Origin of the sequence: Prevotella sp. P5-108, assembly GCF_002251385.1 — a bacterium.
Taxonomy (GTDB): Bacteria; Bacteroidota; Bacteroidia; order Bacteroidales; family Bacteroidaceae; genus Prevotella.
In genome coordinates this window covers 143,065-164,185 of record NZ_NPJJ01000038.1, presented here as the reverse complement: position 1 = coordinate 164,185, position 21,121 = coordinate 143,065, and the positions used below count along the sequence as shown (strand labels likewise).

Annotated in this window: 14 protein-coding genes, 2 tRNA genes, 1 other RNA gene and 1 pseudogene; 3 read left to right on the top strand and 15 right to left on the bottom strand. The window is 47.4% G+C overall.

All coding sequences use genetic code 11. The features are described 5' to 3' along the window. Positions 1 to 82 precede the first annotated feature (82 nt). The 13 genes and pseudogenes from CIK95_RS07970 to CIK95_RS07900 all read right to left on the bottom strand — a co-directional run bounded on the left by CIK95_RS07970 (position 83) and on the right by CIK95_RS07900 (position 16,981). Complete coding sequence (locus CIK95_RS07970; protein ID WP_094466726.1) at positions 83 to 1,108, bottom strand: polysaccharide pyruvyl transferase family protein; 1,026 nt, start codon at positions 1,106 to 1,108, stop codon at positions 83 to 85. Further along, positions 1,108 to 1,659: a DapH/DapD/GlmU-related protein gene (locus CIK95_RS07965; protein ID WP_094466725.1), complete on the bottom strand. Its 552-nt coding sequence runs from the start codon at positions 1,657 to 1,659 to the stop codon at positions 1,108 to 1,110. The genes CIK95_RS07970 and CIK95_RS07965 overlap by 1 nt, the downstream gene beginning before the upstream one ends. A 1-nt stretch (position 1,660) precedes the next feature. Further along, positions 1,661 to 2,632 (bottom strand): FAD-binding protein, encoded by a 972-nt coding sequence (locus CIK95_RS07960; RefSeq protein WP_094466724.1) that lies wholly within the window; start codon positions 2,630 to 2,632, stop codon positions 1,661 to 1,663. Next, positions 2,626 to 4,152 (bottom strand): lipopolysaccharide biosynthesis protein, encoded by a 1,527-nt coding sequence (locus CIK95_RS07955; protein ID WP_173849867.1) that lies wholly within the window; start codon positions 4,150 to 4,152, stop codon positions 2,626 to 2,628. The genes CIK95_RS07960 and CIK95_RS07955 overlap by 7 nt, the downstream gene beginning before the upstream one ends. Positions 4,153 to 4,419: 267 nt before the next feature. After that, positions 4,420 to 5,424 carry a hypothetical protein gene (locus CIK95_RS07950; protein ID WP_094466723.1) on the bottom strand — a complete coding sequence of 335 codons (1,005 nt, stop codon included), beginning with the start codon at positions 5,422 to 5,424 and terminating at the stop codon, positions 4,420 to 4,422. Positions 5,425 to 6,518: 1,094 nt separating this feature from the next. Next, positions 6,519 to 7,385, bottom strand: a complete 867-nt coding sequence (locus CIK95_RS07940) for an AraC family transcriptional regulator (RefSeq protein ID WP_094466721.1) — start codon at positions 7,383 to 7,385, stop codon at positions 6,519 to 6,521. Between the two features lie 135 nt (positions 7,386 to 7,520). Continuing rightward, positions 7,521 to 9,218: an MFS transporter gene (locus CIK95_RS07935; protein WP_094466720.1), complete on the bottom strand. Its 1,698-nt coding sequence runs from the start codon at positions 9,216 to 9,218 to the stop codon at positions 7,521 to 7,523. After that, on the bottom strand, positions 9,215 to 10,339 hold the full coding sequence (locus CIK95_RS07930; protein WP_094466719.1) for an HlyD family secretion protein: 1,125 nt from the start codon (positions 10,337 to 10,339) through the stop codon (positions 9,215 to 9,217). Before CIK95_RS07930 ends, CIK95_RS07935 begins: the two co-directional genes overlap by 4 nt. 27 nt (positions 10,340 to 10,366) lie before the next feature. Further along, a complete protein-coding gene (locus CIK95_RS07925; protein WP_094388765.1) occupies positions 10,367 to 11,689 on the bottom strand; it encodes a TolC family protein in 1,323 nt (440 codons plus the stop codon). Positions 11,690 to 11,826: 137 nt separating this feature from the next. Continuing rightward, positions 11,827 to 14,091 carry a tetratricopeptide repeat protein gene (locus CIK95_RS07920; protein ID WP_158215113.1) on the bottom strand — a complete coding sequence of 755 codons (2,265 nt, stop codon included), beginning with the start codon at positions 14,089 to 14,091 and terminating at the stop codon, positions 11,827 to 11,829. 408 nt (positions 14,092 to 14,499) lie between these two features. After that, positions 14,500 to 14,910: pseudogene (locus CIK95_RS13645) on the bottom strand (murein L,D-transpeptidase catalytic domain-containing protein); the annotation flags it as partial. Between the two features lie 429 nt (positions 14,911 to 15,339). Then, on the bottom strand, positions 15,340 to 16,659 hold the full coding sequence (locus CIK95_RS07905; RefSeq protein WP_144007777.1) for a hypothetical protein: 1,320 nt from the start codon (positions 16,657 to 16,659) through the stop codon (positions 15,340 to 15,342). Positions 16,660 to 16,896: 237 nt separating this feature from the next. After that, positions 16,897 to 16,981, bottom strand: a tRNA-Ser gene (locus CIK95_RS07900). A 151-nt stretch (positions 16,982 to 17,132) separates the two neighbouring features. Here CIK95_RS07900 and CIK95_RS07895 point away from each other — a divergent pair. The 3 genes from CIK95_RS07895 (at position 17,133) to CIK95_RS07885 (ending at position 20,008) form a co-directional block, all read left to right on the top strand. Then, positions 17,133 to 19,706, top strand: a complete 2,574-nt coding sequence (locus CIK95_RS07895) for an endonuclease MutS2 (protein ID WP_094388007.1) — start codon at positions 17,133 to 17,135, stop codon at positions 19,704 to 19,706. Between the two features lie 128 nt (positions 19,707 to 19,834). Continuing rightward, an RNA gene (gene ffs, locus CIK95_RS07890) (signal recognition particle sRNA small type) lies at positions 19,835 to 19,933 on the top strand. A gap of 1 nt (position 19,934) precedes the next feature. Further along, positions 19,935 to 20,008, top strand: a tRNA-Thr gene (locus CIK95_RS07885). Positions 20,009 to 20,139: 131 nt separating this feature from the next. Here CIK95_RS07885 and CIK95_RS07880 read toward each other — a convergent pair. Next, positions 20,140 to 20,640 carry a very short patch repair endonuclease gene (locus CIK95_RS07880; protein ID WP_094388008.1) on the bottom strand — a complete coding sequence of 167 codons (501 nt, stop codon included), beginning with the start codon at positions 20,638 to 20,640 and terminating at the stop codon, positions 20,140 to 20,142. A gap of 64 nt (positions 20,641 to 20,704) precedes the next feature. Further along, positions 20,705 to 21,118: a (deoxy)nucleoside triphosphate pyrophosphohydrolase gene (locus CIK95_RS07875; RefSeq protein WP_094466729.1), complete on the bottom strand. Its 414-nt coding sequence runs from the start codon at positions 21,116 to 21,118 to the stop codon at positions 20,705 to 20,707. Positions 21,119 to 21,121 lie beyond the last annotated feature (3 nt).

The following is a 21,121-nucleotide window of genomic DNA, read 5'->3' as shown; positions in this document are numbered from 1 at the left end:
CAAAAAGCCGGGCTACCGACTACTATTAATATTATGTTAGATAAAAAGGATATCGCTATTTGATTTTTATGTAGCGGCCATATTATTTGATATTTTTATCAATATACAACTGATACCTTCTTCTTTCTGATTCCAATATCTTATTTACCATTGAATAATCAATATGCTTCAACAGTTCAAACTTGCGATTTTCAAAATCAGAAAATGATTTAACAAATCTATTTTCTAATTTTACCAACCGCAATAAAGAACTTAGTCTTGTAAACTTTTTTTCATCAGCACAAAGTACAATGAACTGTTTGTTAAACAACAGACTTAAAGCTAATCCATGAAATGAATCTGTTATTACAAAATCAGAATTTGCGATATTCGAAAGCCAATCAATAGGACCGTTCCTAAAGTAACTATTAAGCCTATTATTTTTATACACTGGTATATGAAGTTGCGACACACAACCTTCAACAATTGCTTTACTCTCAAGTGTATTCTTAAACAAAAAAGTAAATAGTTGATGTTTTGGATTTCTGTTTGGTAGAAGTTTATCAAAAGAACCATAACCAATGGTTGGATCTGGCAATTGAATGCTACTTATATTAAATATGTCATGGAGTAATTCAACTCCACTATCTTCACGTACAGAAACTGCAACGAATTTGTTTAGCTCATTCTTAACCTCATTTGTTAGTGTTTCTTCTTGATTCCATTCCGTTTTACCGAAACTTGATGATAAAGATATTCTTTTTATTCCATTAGGAACAAAATGAAGAAAATAATCTAAATAGAAGGGAGCTGTTATATCCTTGTTCCAAACTTGATCACTACCAACAGCATAATAATCAGCAGATGGAAGTTTATTATATAGTATTTCGTATGATTTGCTTGTTAAATTCGAAAAATATTTTTTCTTAAACAAATAAAATTGAAATTCCCTAAACAAGTCTACCCACTTTCGTAAACGTTTGTATGTTTTTTTTGTAGAAGGGTGAATAAGATTGATTACGTGAACCTCATGACCAGATTCTTCCAATAATTTACATGTGGCATAAGTTTGCATTATCGCACCATAACACTTGCCCCAATGAATTGTTAATAAGTTTATTTTTGCCATTATCTTTGATTTTCTAATAAACGTTCATGTTCTTTTATTTCTTCTTCGGAGAACACAGGTTTTATAAATTTTGCAGGTACACCTCCTATTACAGAATAAGGAGAACATGATTTTGTAACCACAGCACCTGCTGCCACTATTGACCCTCTACCTATTGTAACACCTTTTAAGATTGTAACATTACATCCTATCCACACATTGGATTCTATAATTACATCTTGATCGTATTCTGACTTTTTTTCACCAGCTGTTACAGTATCAATGTAACGTCCAACAATAGGCATGTGGTCACCTGTTATAATCGTTAGATTAGGACCTATTATAACATGTTCTTTAATTATCAACTTTGCAGCTGTAGAATATATAGTTGCTCCAGGTCCTATACTAACATTATCTGAGAAAACGAAATTTTCAACTCCCCTAATTACGTAAGGCCAAGCAATACCACTTTTACCCCCCCCGAATCTTTTATTAAGAGAGGAAACAGATTTTTTAACGTACGACTTAAACAATATCTCGTACAGTTTACCTATAATATTATATATTATCATACTATCGAACTATTTGTATCTCTATTTTATTGGTCCTATAAACTTTTTCCATAAATAATAAATATCTATCGAAGACTTTATCAGCGTTTTCATCCAACCACATGAATACAATCGGATTCTTGTCAGAAACGTATGGCTCAACATCTTTAAAACCAGAAATAGCAAATAACTGACGTTTGAGAATTAATCTTCTTTTTATTTTATCTATACCAAATAACTTCATTGCTACATTTAAAAAAGTTTGATGAACCCGATACAATATCGGCATAGAACCTAATGACCAACAACGATTAACAGTACAACCGAGGTTCTTTGAATGTCCTTCAAGAAGAACAGCCCTTTCTTTATCATTTTTCTTAGCTGTTTCTATAAGTTCTGCAACATTTGAAAAATCTGCTTTGAGAGTTGCAGACAAAATAATGCCTTTTATTCTTTTCTCCTTAAAAATAGAAGTGCGGAATTGAAACTCAAAATCATTTGGATACATAGTGATTATTTCTCCGTCAGAAGTGAGAACTGTAGCACTTAACAATAATTCTGATATACTATTATCCTTGCAAGAACTATTATTGCATATTGCTGCACCAATAGTACCAGGAAGTCCAGTTAAATATTCAAAACCTTTTACCCCTTGAGCAACCATAGCTTTTGCTAATTTTATTACTCCAGCACCCGCCTCACAATATATCCGGTCACCCTTTAGCTCAAACTTATTACAACGAAGAGTAGAAACTACTACTGGGATATTTGCAGTATTGAGAATGTATAGATTAGAAGTATGACCAATCAAAAGAAATTCATGATGCCCTTGATAAAGGAACTTAACTACATCTGCAAGTTGGTTTGAATCAGACGGAATTATGAATAAACTTGCGACCCCTCCTCTATGTATCCATGTTCTTTTCTTTAAATCTACATCACGTTCGTATTTTATTTGATGTTGATCAAGATATTCTATAATAGTATTTACCATTTTATTTTTTTATTTATAATATTTTTCACATATATTTTTTCATGTTTATTCAACATTGCAAGATAAGCGACAATCAGAGATATTACTACACTTACCATCCCAACAATTATCAAGCGAATGAAACTTTGTTCTATTACCGATTGTAAAACTATTGGTATTATTGGCACAATAACAGTAAAAATCACACAAGGAATAATCACAGAAGAGATATATTCTGTAAAACTATATGGAAATACCTTTTTCAAAAAGATATTGCACACTATTTGATTTAATATTGTCATTGCCAAACTTACTATATATACAGAATTTGGATTATATCCTATTTTTAAGAAAACCCAAGATATTGGAAGAATAAGACAAACAATAAAACTAGTTGCAATTTGATAATTTTTCATTTTTCCTGTAGCATGAACAACTTGAGAAACAGGTGTATTCAACGAACTAACTACCATGTTAACAAGAACTAATATTGTAAAAGACTTTGTGTAGTCTGGTACTATATCTCCCAACCACAAGTGTAAGATATAATCAAGTTCGAGAATAATAGGTATAGACATCATTGCCAACATCACAAAAGAAACTTTTGACAAACTATAAAACAATCCTCTAACTCGAGCATAATCGCCATAAGAATACGATTGAACTATCTGTGGACGGAAAGCAATAACTATATTACCTTGAAATCCCTGTATTGCAGACATTATCATCCCAGAGATACCTCTTGCAGCATTGACAACAGGACCAAAAAATGCATTCAACAACATATTTAGACCTTGACCCTTCAACATGTAAGCAAAAGAACCAAAAACATTCCAACCAGAAAAGGAAAGCATTGGACGAAATAGCTCTCTATTATATTGCATTTTGAAATTAAGTTCTTTGAAATTCTTCTTGCAATAGCCATAATTTAAAAAGAAGCCAACAATCGTTACAACAAACAGTAAAGCACCATAAAGAATGAGTTTGTCTCCATTATATACAAATAATAAATAAGCAATACCTAATTTTGCTATTACGTCAAAAATACTAATGTATGCATAAAAATCCATCCTCTCAAATGCCATAATTGCTGCATTATAAGGTATTTGCATAACTATTAACAGCATAGAGGCCACTGAGAGCTGAAAAACCCACATTGCAGCTGTGAATCGCTCTGAAGGTATTATCATCTTGTTATACATATACCATACTCCTAAAGTTTCCAACAACAACAATAGAATTAGTGCTAATAGAAATTGTATTTGCCATGCTGTATTATAAACATTAGCTATATTGCCATCTTTCTTTCCAAGGGTAAAATTATAAAACCGTTGCACTCCATTTGACATAGATGTATTAAGAAATGCGAACATAGACACAAATCCTGCTACAACATTATTGATTCCGTAATCAACAACCCCAAGTGCGTTCAGTACAACTCTTGTAGTGAAAAGCGAAACTATCAACACTAAAAACATTCGGAAGTATAGAAATACAGTATTCTTTGCTATACGTTTATTATTTGAATGGTTATCTATCATAAAAGACCTAATACTTTATATTATACTAAATAAGTGGTATCGTAGTTTACGCCGTGAATACATTACTTATTACAGAATAAAATTGAATATAGATTTCTAGGAATGTAATATTAACAAATAGTAATTATACAATAATTGACATTTACACATCCAGGAGTTGGTCATATTATTAGAAATGCATAATGTGTCAAAATGTATATAGTTGCTTAATAATAGTTCAAGTCTGATTCTGTCAAACAGTTGATTACACATAATTACGCCCACACCTTAATCAAACACATAGCCATAGTTGGTGCGTAGCTCTTCGTACTCGGCTTCATAGCGCTGGCGCTGGTCTTCATCCTTGAAGGTGGAGGCGATACGGGCTATCTCCTGCATAACCGTGCGGCCAGCGTCGATGATGGGCTGGAGGTCGTCTTTGACGTAGTCGAGGAAGGGGGCGTAGTAGTAGCCAATCTCTTCAATCATGAAATAGAAGGTGGAAAAGGCGTCCTTGATGTCAAGGCGCTTGCTGAGCACGTCGGCATGGGTCTGACGGAGGAGCATCTTAATGTTCTCGGTCTGTGCTGCCACCTCTTGGGCGGTCTTCACCTGATGGAAGAAGGTGTCGATAAAGGCATGACGCTCATGGAGATTGCGTTTATAGAAGGTGGCACGGTTCTTGGCGTCACCGTTTTTATCGACTTCCTCAAAGCGCTCAGCGTGGACATTGGAGATGGCCACAGCCATGCCGCCGACATCCATCACCAGTCTGCGGTCGCGGGCAATGCGGATGACATAGCCCTCAAGGCCGGCATAGTCGCCAGAGACAATGCGCAGCAGGGTGCGGTTCTGGGCGTAATAGACAAAAGGACGGAGGAGGAAGCGCAGCCTGTCGGGCTCGGTCTCAGAGACACGCATGAAGGGCTCCATCTGGTTACAGGGGATGGTAGCCACGCGGCCAGTGCTGCAGTTCTTGCACAGCTTGTGCAGGGGCAGATGTTCGTCGAGATAGGCCTGGAGCTGGTGGGGAGAACCCTGGAGGAAAATCAGTCCGCTCACCGAGGGCGCCTCAACCTGACGCATACCGCCATGGTTGCTGCGACGGGGCAGATATTTGATAGTCTTGTGAACGAAATGAGGGATGCCGTCTTGCTGGAGCTGCTGTTCGATGGATTTGACCTTGCGGTTGTGAACAAAGAGGTAGCTCCACGACGTGCAAGTCGTGTCTGTCGCATCTTTCTTGCGACGCGAGCCAACGGTTGCTGGTTTCGATTCGGCGCATTTCTTCATTGCTGGGCCAGATGGTTTTTCTGGCTCAGAAAGGTGGATGCCCTCTGGAAACGCGTTGCTTTCAAGTGGTTGAAGGCGCTTGGTTTCGTCGGCTGTAGATGGAGAACTCGTGCAATCCTGCTTCATAAACTCTCTTCTACTTTATGTCTGCTTGGATGGTCATCATCACCTGGGATGAAAGGGCCAAATCTGCTAAGACATTGTGCATAAAATCATTCTGTAGATATATCGCCAGTGGAGATAAAGTTGGCTAATCGTCTTAAGTCTGCGGAACTTACCCGCACAGCATACTCACCTCTTTAGCGGCGTTGTATCTTTGTCTTCTTAGCTGGTCTTCTTATGGTAAGACCTGTCATTGTGTACAAAGTTACGGCTTTTATTGCATTTTTTATCATTTTCTTTAGAAAATTTTTGATTAATCTCATTTTATCTGCGCAAATGTTTAGCAAAAACCAAGTTAACCTTTAATCTCCGCATTGAGAATCATAATCTTACTCCAGAGTGTGGGTCTTACCATAAGAAGACCCACTATCAGCAAAAGCCGGCATCTGCTGGTTTTCTTCGTTTATACTCACATGTTTTTCTTTCAGCGACAGACGGATGCAGATGTCCGCCCTCTCCCTCACGACCATAGATACCACGACGCAAATACACCCCTCGCACATAACATCCCTGTCCTTCGGCCTGTCAAACGTCTCCCCTACTCTGCTGACCATCTTTACGGTGCTGGAGGGTACCTCGGCAATGCTGGAGGGTACCTCCACGCAGCTGCTGACCACCTTTGGCGACACGCGTCGAACGAAACGGAAGCACGTATCGGACGAAACGGGAGCGCGCGCCATACGAAGCGGAAGCACGTAACGGCCGTCACGCGCCAGCAAATGCAGTCTATAAGTCCATAAACTGGACTGCAAACAGGATCAAGATTATCATTAAGCGAATAAAGCGGCTATATAAAAAAGGTATAGCCGACACTGGTCGCCACCAGTAAGGATATAAAAATACGAAAACCCATGGCTACTTCTGAAGGCTTTGCCTTGGCACTGACAGCGGCGATGACTGTCGGAAAACAAGGTTCCCATTTTCTCGATATATCAGCCTCCCTTCTGCCGATAGTTGATGGGCGACATGCCCACCTGCTTCTTGAAGAAAGTGCCGAAGGCTGAGGCGTTGGGGAAGTTGAGAATGTCGGCGATTTCCTTGATGCTCTTGTCGGTGGTGGTTATCAGCGAAACCGCCTTCTTGGTGATCGCCTTGAACACGAGCTGCTGCACGGTATAGCCCGACACTGACTTGACGAGCATGGTAAGGTATTTGGGCGACAGACAGAGCCTATCGGCATAGTATCTTACTCCCCTCTCCTCGGCATAATGGCTGTCGATGAGCTGCATGAGGCGCATATAGGTCTCGAGCTTGCGACTGGGCTCGTTGTCGCCGTCGGTAGAAAGGGCGCGGAAGATGCTGCACAGCCTGTAGGTAAGCGAGAGCAGCAGCAGGCGACGCTCGTTGAGGGCAAACACGTTGGCATCGCCATTGCCCGCTGCCAGAAGTTGGGAGTAGTGGGTCAGCTCGTCTTCATGTCCGGTGTGCATCACGCGGCAAGCCTTGGGGTTGACAAACTCCATGAACTTCATACCCACCACCGTGTTGCCGAGAATGTCGCGGATAGAGTCGACGCGATAGAGGATGATGACCACGGAGCAGTCGGTACTGTGGCGGGTCACGGTGAAGCTGACGCCGTGGGAGAGGAAGGCCGTCTCGCCCGTAGCCACCTGGTACTCCACCCCTTCGCAAGTGAAGGAGAAGCTGCCCGAAGTACATACGATAATGCCCACATCGGTCACGTGGAAGCGGTCGAAGAAGGCTTGGGGGAAGGAAGTGATATTGCCACAGGAGCAACAGATGTCTTCATTGTTGGCCATCTGCTGTTCGAGGAGCGTGATGTTGTTGTCGTTCTGCATAGGTGTACGATTGTCGGCGACGAAGATAGCAAAAATATCCAACACGACAAAAGAGAAAGCAACATTTGTAACAAATCGCGCTACAAATATTGCTTTCACCGTGTCTTATGTATTGAAGCCAGAGTGGCTGACTGTCTAATAATTGACAAACCACTCACGCGTATCCTTGGATATGTCGCGCTTGGGCCAAGGCACCACGAGCATCAGTCCGGCAAAGATGATACAGGCATAGATGGTCCAACCCGATATCTCCTTGATGGCGGAGATGGTGGCCTGCACCTGCACCTTGCCCTTGGTAGAAATGGCTGCCATGTGTTGTGCCTCGGTTTCGCTCTTGCCCTGATACTGCATTCCGCGGGCTGTCTGGTCGTAGGTCATGGCTGTGGCTGCATCGGTGCGGTCGTAGTCATGGGCATAGCGGGTAATGTAATACTGCTGGCGATACTGAAAGAGGTTCTGGTAGAGAGCCGAACCTATGCCAGGGGCTATCACCATACGCACGGTGAGCATGATGCACACCCAGGTGGACAGCAGTTTGTAGGGCATGCGCTGGTTGGCGTAGACGGCAATGAGCGAATAGAGCAGCATCATACCCGTGGCACGGATGACGACGGGCCACTTCATGCGCTCGAGCATGCCGTCGGTCTGCACCTCAAAGTACATGAACAGCGAGGCTGCCCCAATCAGTATGAAGCCGAGGGCGAAGAACCACTTGAAGTGCACGCCCTTGTTGTTGAGCAGCAGGATAGAGACGAGGCCGATGAAATAGCCCAACAAAACCCAGTTGCCGAGGGCTGCCACCTGTATCTGGTCGGTCTTCATGCCCACGCCCACAAAGATGTTGACCAGCATGGAGCTGGAGTTGCATATCATCAGTGCGATGAAAAGCAGTATGCCGCCCTGGATGCTGCGCGAGCGAAACGCCTTGAGCATGAAGTACGGCGAGCGCCGCGTCTTCTCGAGATAGACAAAGAGCAGGGTCGACACCACGCAAATCACCGTGGCCCAGCAGATGGAGGCGTCGTCGTACCAGTCGTAGACCTTGCCATATACCATAATATATATAAAGGAGCAGCACATCAGACAGAACACCACCACATTGCCGAACTTGGAAAACGACAAGGGCGACCGCTTGGTGGGATAAGGGTTGTAGGGCATGCACACCAGAGTGATGAGCAACGCCACGAGGATGGAGCCCAACATGGCATAATAGACCATCTGCCAATGGTAATTGTAAGCAAACCACGCCGTAAGCCACGTACCTATCTGTCCGAGCAGCATGAAGAAGAAGTAGATGATGGGCTGGCTCGCTTTCTTCTCGGTGTCGAGCGCATCCCAGCCAGCCTCATCGCTCGGCTCGTTGCCTGGCGACACATTGCGCGTGGCCTCGATACCAAACCCATACTTGATGAGGGTGAAGAGGTTGCACATGAGCAGCGTCTGTCTCACAAATCCCATGATAAGGCTGTTGAGAGCCAGAATGAACAGGCTGTCGGTGTTGGCACAGATGTAGCTCTGCACCGCCAGAATCGAGAAGCCCACGAGGCTCATCATCTTCTGGCGTCGCACGCAGACCAGCTGGTAGAAGAACGGCGAGAACGCAGCCATGCCTATCGACGTGACAAAGCTGATGAAGGCGATGTGTTCTGACTGGATGCCAAGCCCACCCACCATCTCACTGCTATTGACGGAGTAGGCACCGCTGACCGTCATGATAGGTATGAAAAGTATGACGAGAAAGGCTATGCCAAGGGGCTTTGGCACCCAGTTGTAGAACGGGAAATTCTTCGGCAAATGCGCGGGTACTGCCGTGTATATCTCTGCTTGTGTCATTTCTTGAGTTGAGCCTTAACTACGACCATCATTCCCGCAGCCAGTTTGTCGTTGTCGGCCTTGGATATTCCCTCAAACTCTATCCTGACGGGCACACGCTGCTGAATCTTGACAAAGTTGCCGGCAGAGTTGTCGGTGGGCACGAGAGAGTACTTGGAACCTGTGGCACCGGATATGGCGGTGATGCGGCCCTCAAACTCCTTGCCATCAAAGGCGTCGACGGTCATGGTGACCTTCTGGCCCACATAGAGCTTCTCCACCTGGGTCTCCTTGTAGTTGGCGATGACCCACTTCTGGGTGTCGGGCATGATGTAGGTGATGGTTTGACCGGCGTTGACAGCCTGTCCGTCTTCGAGCGAACGACGGCCGAGTTTGCCATCGCAGGGAGCGGTCACCACGCAATAAGAGAGGTTGAGCTTGGCCATCTCCAGGGCAGCCTCGGCACGCTCGATAGCTGCGGCGGTATTCTTCTTGCGTGTCTGCACCTCGTTCACACCCGAGTAGGCAGCCTTCTGCTGTCGGCGGGTCGCGTCGAGCTTCTTCTTGGTAGTATTGTATTCGGTCTCAATCTGCTCGAGCTGGATGGGGGTGGCGGCATTGCGGGCCACGAGGTTCTGATAGCGCTGGCGGTCCTTCTCCAGTTTGGCAAGACGTATCTCTATCTCGGCTATCGACGCCTCGTAGACGGTGGCAGAGGTCTGGGTGGTCTGAAGCGAAGCGTCAACCACATTGGCACCGGCCATGGCATCCTTGAGGGCAGCCTCGGCTTCCATCACGCGGATGCGGTATTCACGGTCGTCGAGCACCAGAAGGGTGTCACCCTTCTTAACATCCTGATGCTCCTTGAAATAAATCTTCTTGATATATCCCGAAGCGCGCAGATTGACGGGCGAGATATATTGCTCGACCTGTGCGTCATCGCTCTTCTCATTAGATTTGTAGTCCATAAACATACAGCCAATCTTCACGATGCCCCATACGAGGATGGCCACACCGATAAGGCTTACAAGCAGCTGGCGTATGCGCTGGCGCTTGAGCTGGGCGGCGGTAACTTCGTGGGTAGACTGGTTGGGGGTGTCGTTGCTGGTATTGTGGTTGGTGGGGTTATTGCTTGTTTCCATTTCTATGATATTGTTTGTAAGTTTCTATTATTTGATGAGTTTGTCCAGCTGGCCAGTGAGCTTGAGCAGGGTCAGGTTGGACACCTGGTAGTTGAAGTGGGCGGTGAGATAGTTGTTCTGGGCGTCGCTCATGCTCATCTCGTCCTGCAGCACCTCGGTCATCGAGGTTATGCCCTCACGGTATCTGTCGCTTGTGACCTTATATACCTCCTCGGCAAGCAGGTAGTTGTCGCGCTGTTTGCTGAAGTTGCGCTGGTTGTTGGCCAGGTCGTTGACAGCGTTGGCATACTGAGTCTGCATACCCTTCAGTGCATTCTCGTAGGAGAGTCGGGCATTGTCGATATCCACCTGGGCCTTACGTATCTTCGACCGCTTCTCAAAACCGTCGAACACGGGGATGCGCAGCGACACACCTATGCCGTTGGACTTGTACCAATGGTTGGACTCTCCGGCATGAAACCAATTCCTGATGTTGTCGGTAAAGGCTGCGTAGGTCCAGTTGCCCGTGAGGGCAACCGTGGGGAGGTATCCGTCTTTGGCAAGTTTCTTCTTCTGTTCGGCGAGGGTGCGCTGGGCCTGCAGCAGCTGGAGCTCATAGAGGTTCTCGTTGAGTCCTGTGAGCGACGCCATGTCTATCTGTTCGATGTCGGCTTTCTCTACGGCAATGGTCTTGTCGGCGGGATAGTCGATGACATATTTCAGCATGTTATACTGCTGGGTGAGCATGGCCTTGGCATTGTCATACTGCACGCTGAGGTTCTCGAGATTGACATTGACACGCTTCACGTCGACGCCGAGCGCCATGTCGTTGTCATGGAAGGCCTGGGTGATGTCGCGCAGTTCCTCCAGGCGCTTGATGTTGTCCTTGATAATGGCTATCTGCTCTTCGGTATTCTGGGCGAGATAGTACATCTTGCTAATTTGCACTATCAGGTCTTCCTTGGCCTTGGCGTAAGAGAGCGTGTTGAGGTGGTCGAGGGTCTTGGCGATGTCGAGGGCTGTAAGTGCCGTCTGGCTGTAGAGCGGCATCTGCAGCTGGATGCTTGCCGACGAATTGTACTGCAACGTCTTGGTAACATTGTAAGGCTTGCCATAAGCACTACCATCGGTCACCGATACTGGGGGAGTGAAATTGTCGTTGAGTCCGGCGCCAATATTAATCTGGGGCAACAGACGGGCACGGTTTTCACTGACATCGTGCTTGCCCTTAAGCACATTGCCTTCATAAGTCTTCAGATTTAGATTTCGCTCAATGCCCATCTTCAGGCATTGACCCAGAGACAGCGTCTCCTGTGCCATGGCATGGCACAAGAGAAGTGTCAAGGAAAATGTGAACAATATTCTTTTCATACCTAACTTTGATAATTCGGCTGCAAAGTTACTGATTAATTATCGCTTAGGCATATTCATAAAATATCACAAGTTGTTCACATTTTCCCTTTATCCATGTTTCTATGATGGTTGCTTGCAATTATGACTATAACAGCTCATCTATACCCATAATTGCGCAGGAACTGTCTGGCCATAGAGTCGCCGTTGGCTGCTGCCTTACGCATGAAATCGAGTCCGGTTGCCTTGATTTTCATACCGCCTCGCCCTTCATAGAGCATGTATCCAAACAGGGCGTCTGCGACGGTATGGTGGCTGTCGACCACTCTATCGAGCAACTGGCGTGCCTGATAGTCATCGGCGTTGGAGTGGTTTTGAAGCAACAGATGGGCAAGATTGCAGGAAGCCTGGGCAAAATCGGCCGACATGCAGCCTTCGCTTTCGACACGCTCTTCCTCCAAAGCAACGTATCGCTCGTAATAATCGCGTGCCGCATCTTTGTTTACTCGCCCATAGTCGGAGTAATAATACATATTGCCAAGCCAGTAGAGGGGTTCGGCGTCGCCACCCTCTTCGCTCTCCTTCAAGAGCATAAAGGCTTGGTTGAAGTCGCTTTCCACCACATCGCCATCAATGAGAAAACGGGCTTTGTAGTACATTCCCATCGGGAAGCCCTCGTCGGCAGCTTGGCTATAATATTCATACGCCTTGCGGACATACCATTTTCTGCTGCGGTGTCTCGGAACGTGCTTCAAGTCATAGTCATCATAGCAGGTATAGCAAGCATCGTAAAGCTCAGCCAGTTTCATATAACTGTCGTCACAATAGGCATCAAAGTCATCGCCAATATCTATCAGGTAATCGTGGGCAAGGCGGAAATTGTGGTGGGGAGACTGAGCGTCGCTGCCGTCGCCATCCTTGTAGCATACCCAAGCGAGATAGAGCAGCAGGTCTTCATGGCAAGAGGATGGCTGGGCGCCGCCGTCAATCTCCTGGAAATAGCCGTCCAGCAGTTCTCGTGCCAGTTCATAGTCCTCGTCGTTGACAAGGTCATGCGCCATAGCCTCAACATCATACTCTTCAGAAGAGAAGTCTTCATCTATGCAGGTCGGCATATTATCCAGCATAAACTGCACCTTGTCTTCACGCTCCACTTCGGGATAGAGTTCATAGAGTTTGCCCTTGGCTCTTGGCTCGCCCGTCTCATGGGCTTGGAGGAGCCATGCCTGGGCGCTGGCATCGTCGTGCTTGCATCCCTTGCCTTCGGCGTAACGGATGCCTACAGTAAACATGCACTTGGCGTTGCCCTGCTCAGCTCCACGGAGATAAGAGGCAAAGGCTTCGGAATGGAGTTTCTGCTCATCCAGAGCGACTCCACGACCGTACCATGCCAAGACAAGGCCATGAGAGGCTGCGGCATCAAACCACAAGACCGCCTTCTTGGCATCGTGCTCACAGTTGTCTACGCCTTTCAGGTAAGCCCATGCACGCTTGTTCATCTCCTCGGCGGTCATGCCAGCCGACTGTTCGCGCACTTCATCCTCGGGAAAATACTGAGCCATGCGCTTCTTGGCGCGCTCGTCTCCCGCATCGTGGGCCATACGCAGATAGCGACGCGCACCGGCATCGTCCTTGGGGGCGCCCAATCCTTTGTGCAGATTGGTGGCAATATTCAACATGGCTGTGGTGCAACCCTGGCTGGCACTCAGGATATAGCAATCGTTGGCAGACGCATAGTCACCTTGCTTCTCGAAACACCAGCCAAGATTACTGCGTGCCGCAGCATCGCCACGCTCGGCGGCAGCACGCAGGCATCGCATGGCGAGCGCAAGGTTCTGCTGAAATCCCTCTCTGCCACACAGCCAGTTGTAGCCACGCTGGGCCATACGGGCGGTGGTAAAGCCTTGCCACTCGTCATCCCTGATGGGGCCGAACCACTCGTCCAGTCTATTCTTTGCCCCCTCATGTCCTCGGTCGGCATACACCTTGGTCAATCGGTAACAGCGGTCGAGCAGCAGTGGATTGGTCTTGACTTCATCATACAACAGGGAGGCCAAGGCGTAGGCTGCGTCGGGATTGCCCTGTTCGGTAGATTTCTCCAGCCAGTGGCGCGACTCTGCCTTGTCCTCAACACATCCATGGCCAGTATCAAGGAAAAGTGCGTAACGGTACATGCTTTGCGAATTGCCCTTCTCGGCACCATGGCGGGCCAGTTCGCAACAACGCATCTCATTGCCGGATGCGTCGTTGTAATGGATATAACAAGCCAAAAGGCCGTAGAAATCACCCACATCAGGGTATTTGCTCCACGCCTTTTCATACAATCTCACGGCATCGTCATAGTTTCCAGCCTTATACAGCTGTTCGGCTTCGTCATAGACCCTCTTGGCTTCCATGCCAACATCCTCGCTACCGCGTTTCAAAAAGTCTAATAGGCCCATAGCAATAGTATATCTAATATCATTTGCACTATATATATAATAATAGGTGTCGGCCAGACGAGCGACCGTCAGCAGACTAATACACCAAATGCAAATGTAGGGATTTATCTCGGCATAACAAGCGTTCAGCCCCATTTTTTTACGAAATGATTTCTACCACAGGGAATTTGCATATAGAAGGCTCCGTAGTAACACCTTCATGGTTCTATAGCCAAGCCAAGTACCCTCTTACTATAAAAAGTCCTACAACTGTTTATACCTTTTGCGTAAAAAAGTTAATGTCAAAGGCTACAGACAAAGTCCTTTACCTTTGCTTGTTATTCTTCCTTGGTCATACCTCAATTCTTAATCATTGAATCAAGTACATCGCCATACTCTTCAAAGGCTATATCAGTTATATTTAGCATAAATTATCACAGGTCTTTGCTTTGAAGCGCCTTGATATATCTCCATCACTTTAGTCACGCAATCCCTCGATACCGTGAAGCAACCCAGGCTCTCTGAACCTAATGGAATATACTCCCTTTCACCAGAAAATCTCGTCACCTTTCCCGCCGAATGAATCAAGATATCACGAGTCTCAGCTAAATAGTTCGTCTTGTCAAGTCCTCTAAGGCGGATGTAATTCTTAAACTTACGCCCCTTTCCTACCATCACATACCGTACAAGGCTGGAGCAGCCACTTCCAAACTCATTGCTGAACTTAGGCTTGGCATCTGTATTTCCTTTGCCACTGCCATGCATACAATAGCTACTCATCAAGCGCTTGCCATTCTGCAAGTCATATATGAAGAACCGCTTCTTGCCCGAAGGAGGGCACTGAAAAACTAAAACCCACTATCAAATTGAAAGTTGATGACGGAGAAATAGCTGTTTTACCCTTTATTATCTATCTATTTTAGCCTTATTTAGGCGATTTGCAGAAAGAGAAGTTACAAATCGTAAGCATTTTCCGTTTTGGTCATAAAAAAAGGGGACTTTTTCAGTGTCCTCCCGAAGGTATGGAGAAATCGACCAAGATATAATAATCCGTGCTATACCCTCGTCTATCGCAATAGTCCCTTACTTGCGACAAATTCTCGCAATCCACCTTGCCATACCATTCCTTGGCATCGATGTAATTCTTATACAATGGTTTCGTATATCTTTGATATATTGGAGGGACGAAAGGAATGCAAGCCATCAACAGTAAGACCACTAACAATACGATATATTTCTTATTCATTGTCTTCATTCAATTTTATTTTTTTGTTTAGTGATAGCAAATAATATCCAGCTGATAAGAGCGCTTGCCAAGATTGGCGCACAATAGACGATGAAGTTCTTTGCGAAATATCCTATACCGATAAAGTTGGATAAGTTTTGGGTGTCTTTTATCAATATCTCTGCACACTCTTCCGCAGATATACCTATAAATCGTCCCCATACCAAAGCTGTTGCCAAGGCATTCATTATCAGACATGTCAGACAGGCGTAGTATTGGCGTCTGTATTTGGTTTTCTTGAACAACGGCGACCGCTCTTTAAGTTCGCCCATCCCCTTCCAGGACCTTACGAAAGCAGGCAGGGCAAAGATTACAGGAAGCAGCCATACCAAATAAACGAACAATAGTATAAACGCTGCATTGTACGATATGCCGAGCATAACCGCCAAGTCGGCATTGACGGCACACAACAAGACATACAGATAATACGAGTATGAGATGGGAATAGCGGGCGTCACGTCCATATGAACACCGTAACGTATTGCCTCAACGACCACTAAGATTAATATCGCGTAAATCACCAATGCATTTTTCTTCAAAAAAGGATATAAAGCAAGGCAAATATTTGTGACACATAGTATCACGATGCTACCCCACATGGTGTTTTCCGCATGCGATGGGGCAAGAAATATATTTCCTTCGTTTTTCACCACCATGTGGTAGGCCGGCATTTCCACTCCATCTATTCCTGCATTAAAAAGACCATAAAGAAACATTACAGCAAGACCAATGGCTATCGGAGCCAGCACATAATTGCGCCGCCATATCAGAATGACACTTGCCACAACGGACATTACGCCACATATAGCCATTTGGATTGGAAACGACCAATGAAGTAATAATGCAAATAGTATAAAAACGATTCCCCAAAAGATTATTCCCCAAAAAGGCAAGAAAATACTCAACTCCAGAGAAGATATCCAATCCTGCACCTTCCTAATAGCGTCATTGCCATCAACATCAGCATAATAATCGGTATTCTTTTCAAGATATTCCCTTATCATGCGACGTTTTAACATGTCCTTCTTCAGCCAATTGCCATTAATATTCTCCAATTCGGGCGCAATAGCCTCTTCAGCCTGTTGCTTCAACTGATTGCGATGCTCTTCTATTTTGCCAAGCATCTTATGTCGTTTCACATACAACATCGCATAACAAACAGCACTAATGCCAACAGCACCTATCAACCATCTCCAATCGATGTAATCGGAGCCTCTAAAGCGACACACCCAGATAATGAGCGCAAAGCAAGCCCAGGGCAAGACTATTCTAATAATTTTCTGCATATTGTTCATTGCTTTTATTATAGTTATTATCTGGTCGCAAAGATAGCCTTTTGTTTTATAATGGTAATGAGCACGAAGGTATGCTTGTATGAAATGGTGATGTTAGTGTATAAAACGACATAAACGAGTGTCCCACAACATAAGGCGGAATTCTGTTTACAATCAAAACCATAAAAGAAGCCTGCCCGCTCAGAGCATAAAAAAAGAGTTCAACGATGTTGCTCATTGAACTCTTTGCGGAGAGAGAGGGATTCGAACCCCCGGTACCTCTCGGTACGGCGGTTTTCAAGACCGCTGTAATCGACCACTCTACCATCTCTCCAATGCTTTCATCATTGCTGGCAGGTCGATGTGCCTTAAAAGCGAGTGCAAAGGTATTAAGTTTTTTTGGTTCCGCCAAACTTTTGTAGTTTTTTTTTCAAATTATTTCCGTTTTCCTTATCCTTATGCAGGAAAAGTGGTAACTTTGCAGTATGATTTACCCTGATAATTTCGAATTTAAGATAGGTTTTCATGAGATTCGCGACATGCTTCGTTCGCGTTGTCTCTCACCATTGGGCATCGTGCGCATCGACAACATGGCGTTTATGACCGATGCAGACGCCATCAATGCTTCTATGGAGCAGATTAGAGAGATGAAACGTATACGTTCGGGCGAAGAGGATTTCCCTCTAAATGCATTTTTCGATATTCGCGAAAGCATGAAGCGGCTCCGCATGACGGGCACATTCCTCGAAGAGACTGAGCTCTTTGAGCTGATGCGCACCCTTGCCACGATGAATGACGTCGTGGCTTTTCTCAAGCGCTATACCGACGACGAACATACCGCCTTCATCTTCCCCGCCCTTGCGGCACTCACCGAGGGCGTGATACCCATGCCCCAGATAGTGAAGGACATCGACCGCATATTAGACAAATTCGGACATATCAAGGACAATGCCTCTCCCAAATTAGCTGAAATCCGTCACGAACTGGCCCGAACCAAGGGTTCCATCTCGCGCATACTGGGTGGAATACTCCGCTCGGCACAGAGCGAAGGACTTGTAGACAAGGACGTAGCCCCCACCCTACGCGACGGCCGACTGGTATTGCCCGTGGCGCCAGGACTGAAGCGCAAGATAGGTGGTATCGTACACGACGAGTCGGCAAGCGGACGCACCGTGTATGTGGAGCCTGCCGAGGTGGTAGAGGCCAACAACCATATACGCGAGCTCGAGAGCGACGAGCGACATGAGATTATCCGCATACTCAAGCAGATGGCCGACGACATACGCCCCCATACCGAGGAGATACTGTTCTCCCAGGACTTTCTGGCCGACATCGACTTCGTACACGCCAAGGCTTCTCTCTCCGAGAGTATGCAGTGCGCCGAACCTCAGGTGACTGCCACCCCTATCATCGACTGGACCCGAGCCCGCCACCCCTTGCTCGAGCAGCGCCTCAAGCAGAACTCTGCCACTCCCTCCGCGCTCGTACCTCTTAATATAGAGCTCACCACCGACAACCGCATACTCATCATCTCGGGCCCCAATGCCGGCGGAAAGTCCGTCTGCCTCAAGACCACCGGACTCTTGCAGTATATGGTGCAGTGTGGTCTGGGCATCCCCGTAGACGAACGCTCGCGCGTGGGTATGTTCAAGGACATCATGATAGACATCGGCGATGAGCAGAGTCTCGAGAACGACCTGTCCACCTACTCCTCCCACCTGCTCAATATGAAGAACATGCTGAAGCAGGCCAATCCATCCACACTGATACTCATCGACGAGTTTGGCACCGGAACCGAGCCCAACATCGGCGGAGCCATAGCCGAGAGTGTACTGGGGCAATTTCTTGCCCACGGAGCCTGGGGCGTCATCACCACGCACTACCAGAACCTCAAGCACTTCGCCGACGAGCACGAGGGCGTGGCCAACGGCGCCATGCTCTACGACCGCCACGAGATGAAGCCTCTGTTCCAACTCTCCATAGGTCGCCCCGGCAGCTCGTTTGCCATCGAGATTGCGCGCAAGATAGGACTCCCCGAAGAGGTGATACGCCAAGCCAGCAACATCGTGGGCTCCGACTACATCCAGAGCGACAAGTATCTGCAGGATATCGTTCGCGACAAGCGTTACTGGGAAAACAAGCGCACCAATATCCATCAGCGCGAGAAGGAGCTGGAGCGCCAGATAGAACGCTATGAGCATGATATCGAGCAGATTGGCGTACAGCGCAAGGAGATACTGCGCCGAGCCAAGCAGGAGGCTGAAGAAATATTGAGCGAGAGCAACCGACGTATCGAAAACACCATACGCGAGATACGCGAGAGCCAGGCTGAACGCGAAAACACCAAGCGCATCCGCGAGGAACTGGAGCAGTTCAAGCAGGAGGTAAGCGACCTCGACACCCAAGCCAACGACGAGATGATAGCCCGCAAGATGGCACAGATTCAACAGCGCAAGGAGCGACGCCAGCAGCGCAAGGAGCAGCGCGCCAACGAACAGCAGCAACAGCAGAAGCGCCAGGAGCAAGCCCGGCAGCAGGCCCAAGCCAGCCAGCAGCCATTGGCAGCCGGCGACAGCGTGTGCATCAAGGGAGCATCGTCGGTGGGCACCATCGAGCGCATCGACGGCAAGATGGCCAGCGTCATCTTTGGCGACATGCGCACTCGTATGCGGGTTGACAGACTGCAGCGTGCCAACGCCCCACAGAGCGCCGCCACCACCGAAGCCCCCAAGACCCATGCCGACGAACGTATGGAGAACCTGCGCAGCTACAACATATCCCACCTCACCCAGCAGACCATCGACAGTCACCGCCAGAACTTCCACCAGGACCTCGACGTGCGAGGCATGCGTGGCGACGAAGCGCTCAATGCCGTGCAGCACTTCATCGACGATGCCATCCTCATGGGTATGCAACGCGTGCGCATCCTCCATGGCAAGGGCAACGGCATCTTGCGCCAGCTCATCCGTCAGTACCTCGGAGCTATCCCCAATGTCACCCACTATGCCGACGAGCATGTGCAGTTTGGCGGAGCCGGCATCACCGTAGTCGATTTCTGACCGACATTTGGCTGCCAAGAGCGTACCTCCGAGCCCCATAAAGCATGGCTTTTTAGTTAAAATCGAAAAAAATGTACCATTTCATGCTTGATTTAGCACGAAAAGTAGTACCTTTGCATCCGCTAAATGGGCAAGTCTCTTACGGCCAGCTCCCTGTGAATCCCCCAGGATGGGAACATAGCAAGGGTAATAGGTTGTAGCGGCGCGATAAGAATCGCTTGCCCACCCGCCTCTTTAGCTCAGTTGGCCAGAGCACGTGATTTGTAATCTCGGGGTCGTTGGTTCGAATCCGACAAGAGGCTCAAGACAGGGAACACAAACCCACTTCGACCGAGAAGTCCACACCATGGGCTTCTCGGTTTTTTCGTTTATGGGCACGGAGCTTATCGCCGCGCCGCCGCTCGGGGCCTATATCGCCTGCGTCACTATCTTCCTATTCAGGCTCGCCATCTTCGGCCACCATGCCCGGTGCCTTCTCATCCAATTCATACTTCCTTACGCTGTGGTCGTTGAGCCATATCCTGTTGAGAGTATACGCCAGCGACTCCAGTGTCTGTTCTCTCACCGCAGGTTTGAGCTGACACTCCCACACAGTGATACAATGCCATCCCATCGAGGCAAGACGGCGCTGCTCTTCGATGTCGCGGGCGCGGTTGCGCGCTATTTTCGCCTTCCAGAATTCGGTATTACTCTTGGGTACCACATAATAGCGACAGCCCTCATGACCATGCCAGAAGCAGCCGTTGACAAAGATGACCGAGCGATACTTGCGCAGCACGATGTCGGGGTGTCCGGGCAGCCACGGATGGTTGAGCCTGTAGCGGAAGCCACGGCCAAAGAGGAATTTCCTCACCACCATTTCTGGTTTGGTGCCCTTCCCCCGTATCTGTGCCATACAGTGATGGCGCTGCTCCTTTGTCAGTTTGTCTGCCATTGCCCCTGATTCACTTTCCCACTCTATTACAAGCCCTTGCCGCCAAGTTCGCTTTCGAAGTATCTCATCTTGTCTCGCCCTCCACAGCCCTCGCTTTCAGCCGTTCTATCACCAGTTCGTCGGCGGGCAACCACCTCACCGAGTCGAGTTCACCCAGCCCGAGCCACTTTGCCGCCTCGTGCTCCAGCAGCGTCAACTCGCCGCTCATCACTGTGCAGAGATAGCAGTGCATAGTCAGATGAAACTTTGGGTAATCATATTCGACCGTTGTGAGCCGTTCGCCGACGCTTATACTCGTTGCCAGTTCCTCCCTAATTTCTCTACACAGAGCCGCTTCAGGCGTTTCGCCCGGCTCCATCTTCCCGCCGGGAAACTCCCACCAGTCTTTCCATTCGCCATAACCACGCTGCGTGGCAAAGACCCTGCCGCCATCACAGATAATGGCTGCCACCACCTCAATATATTTTCTCTTATCCATACG

Coding starts and splice junctions, on each gene's coding strand:
- CIK95_RS07880 (WP_094388008.1), bottom strand. CDS start 20,640: ATGGCAGACAAACTGACAAAGGAGCAGCGCCATCACTGTATGGCACAG.
- CIK95_RS07970 (WP_094466726.1), bottom strand. CDS start 1,108: ATGGCAAAAATAAACTTATTAACAATTCATTGGGGCAAGTGTTATGGT.
- CIK95_RS07950 (WP_094466723.1), bottom strand. CDS start 5,424: ATGAAGAAATGCGCCGAATCGAAACCAGCAACCGTTGGCTCGCGTCGC.
- CIK95_RS07965 (WP_094466725.1), bottom strand. CDS start 1,659: ATGATAATATATAATATTATAGGTAAACTGTACGAGATATTGTTTAAG.
- CIK95_RS07930 (WP_094466719.1), bottom strand. CDS start 10,339: ATGGAAACAAGCAATAACCCCACCAACCACAATACCAGCAACGACACC.
- CIK95_RS07940 (WP_094466721.1), bottom strand. CDS start 7,385: ATGCAGAACGACAACAACATCACGCTCCTCGAACAGCAGATGGCCAAC.
- CIK95_RS07955 (WP_173849867.1), bottom strand. CDS start 4,152: ATGATAGATAACCATTCAAATAATAAACGTATAGCAAAGAATACTGTA.
- CIK95_RS07875 (WP_094466729.1), bottom strand. CDS start 21,118: ATGGATAAGAGAAAATATATTGAGGTGGTGGCAGCCATTATCTGTGAT.
- CIK95_RS07925 (WP_094388765.1), bottom strand. CDS start 11,689: ATGAAAAGAATATTGTTCACATTTTCCTTGACACTTCTCTTGTGCCAT.
- CIK95_RS07895 (WP_094388007.1), top strand. CDS start 17,133: ATGATTTACCCTGATAATTTCGAATTTAAGATAGGTTTTCATGAGATT.
- CIK95_RS07905 (WP_144007777.1), bottom strand. CDS start 16,659: ATGCAGAAAATTATTAGAATAGTCTTGCCCTGGGCTTGCTTTGCGCTC.
- CIK95_RS07960 (WP_094466724.1), bottom strand. CDS start 2,632: ATGGTAAATACTATTATAGAATATCTTGATCAACATCAAATAAAATAC.
- CIK95_RS07935 (WP_094466720.1), bottom strand. CDS start 9,218: ATGACACAAGCAGAGATATACACGGCAGTACCCGCGCATTTGCCGAAG.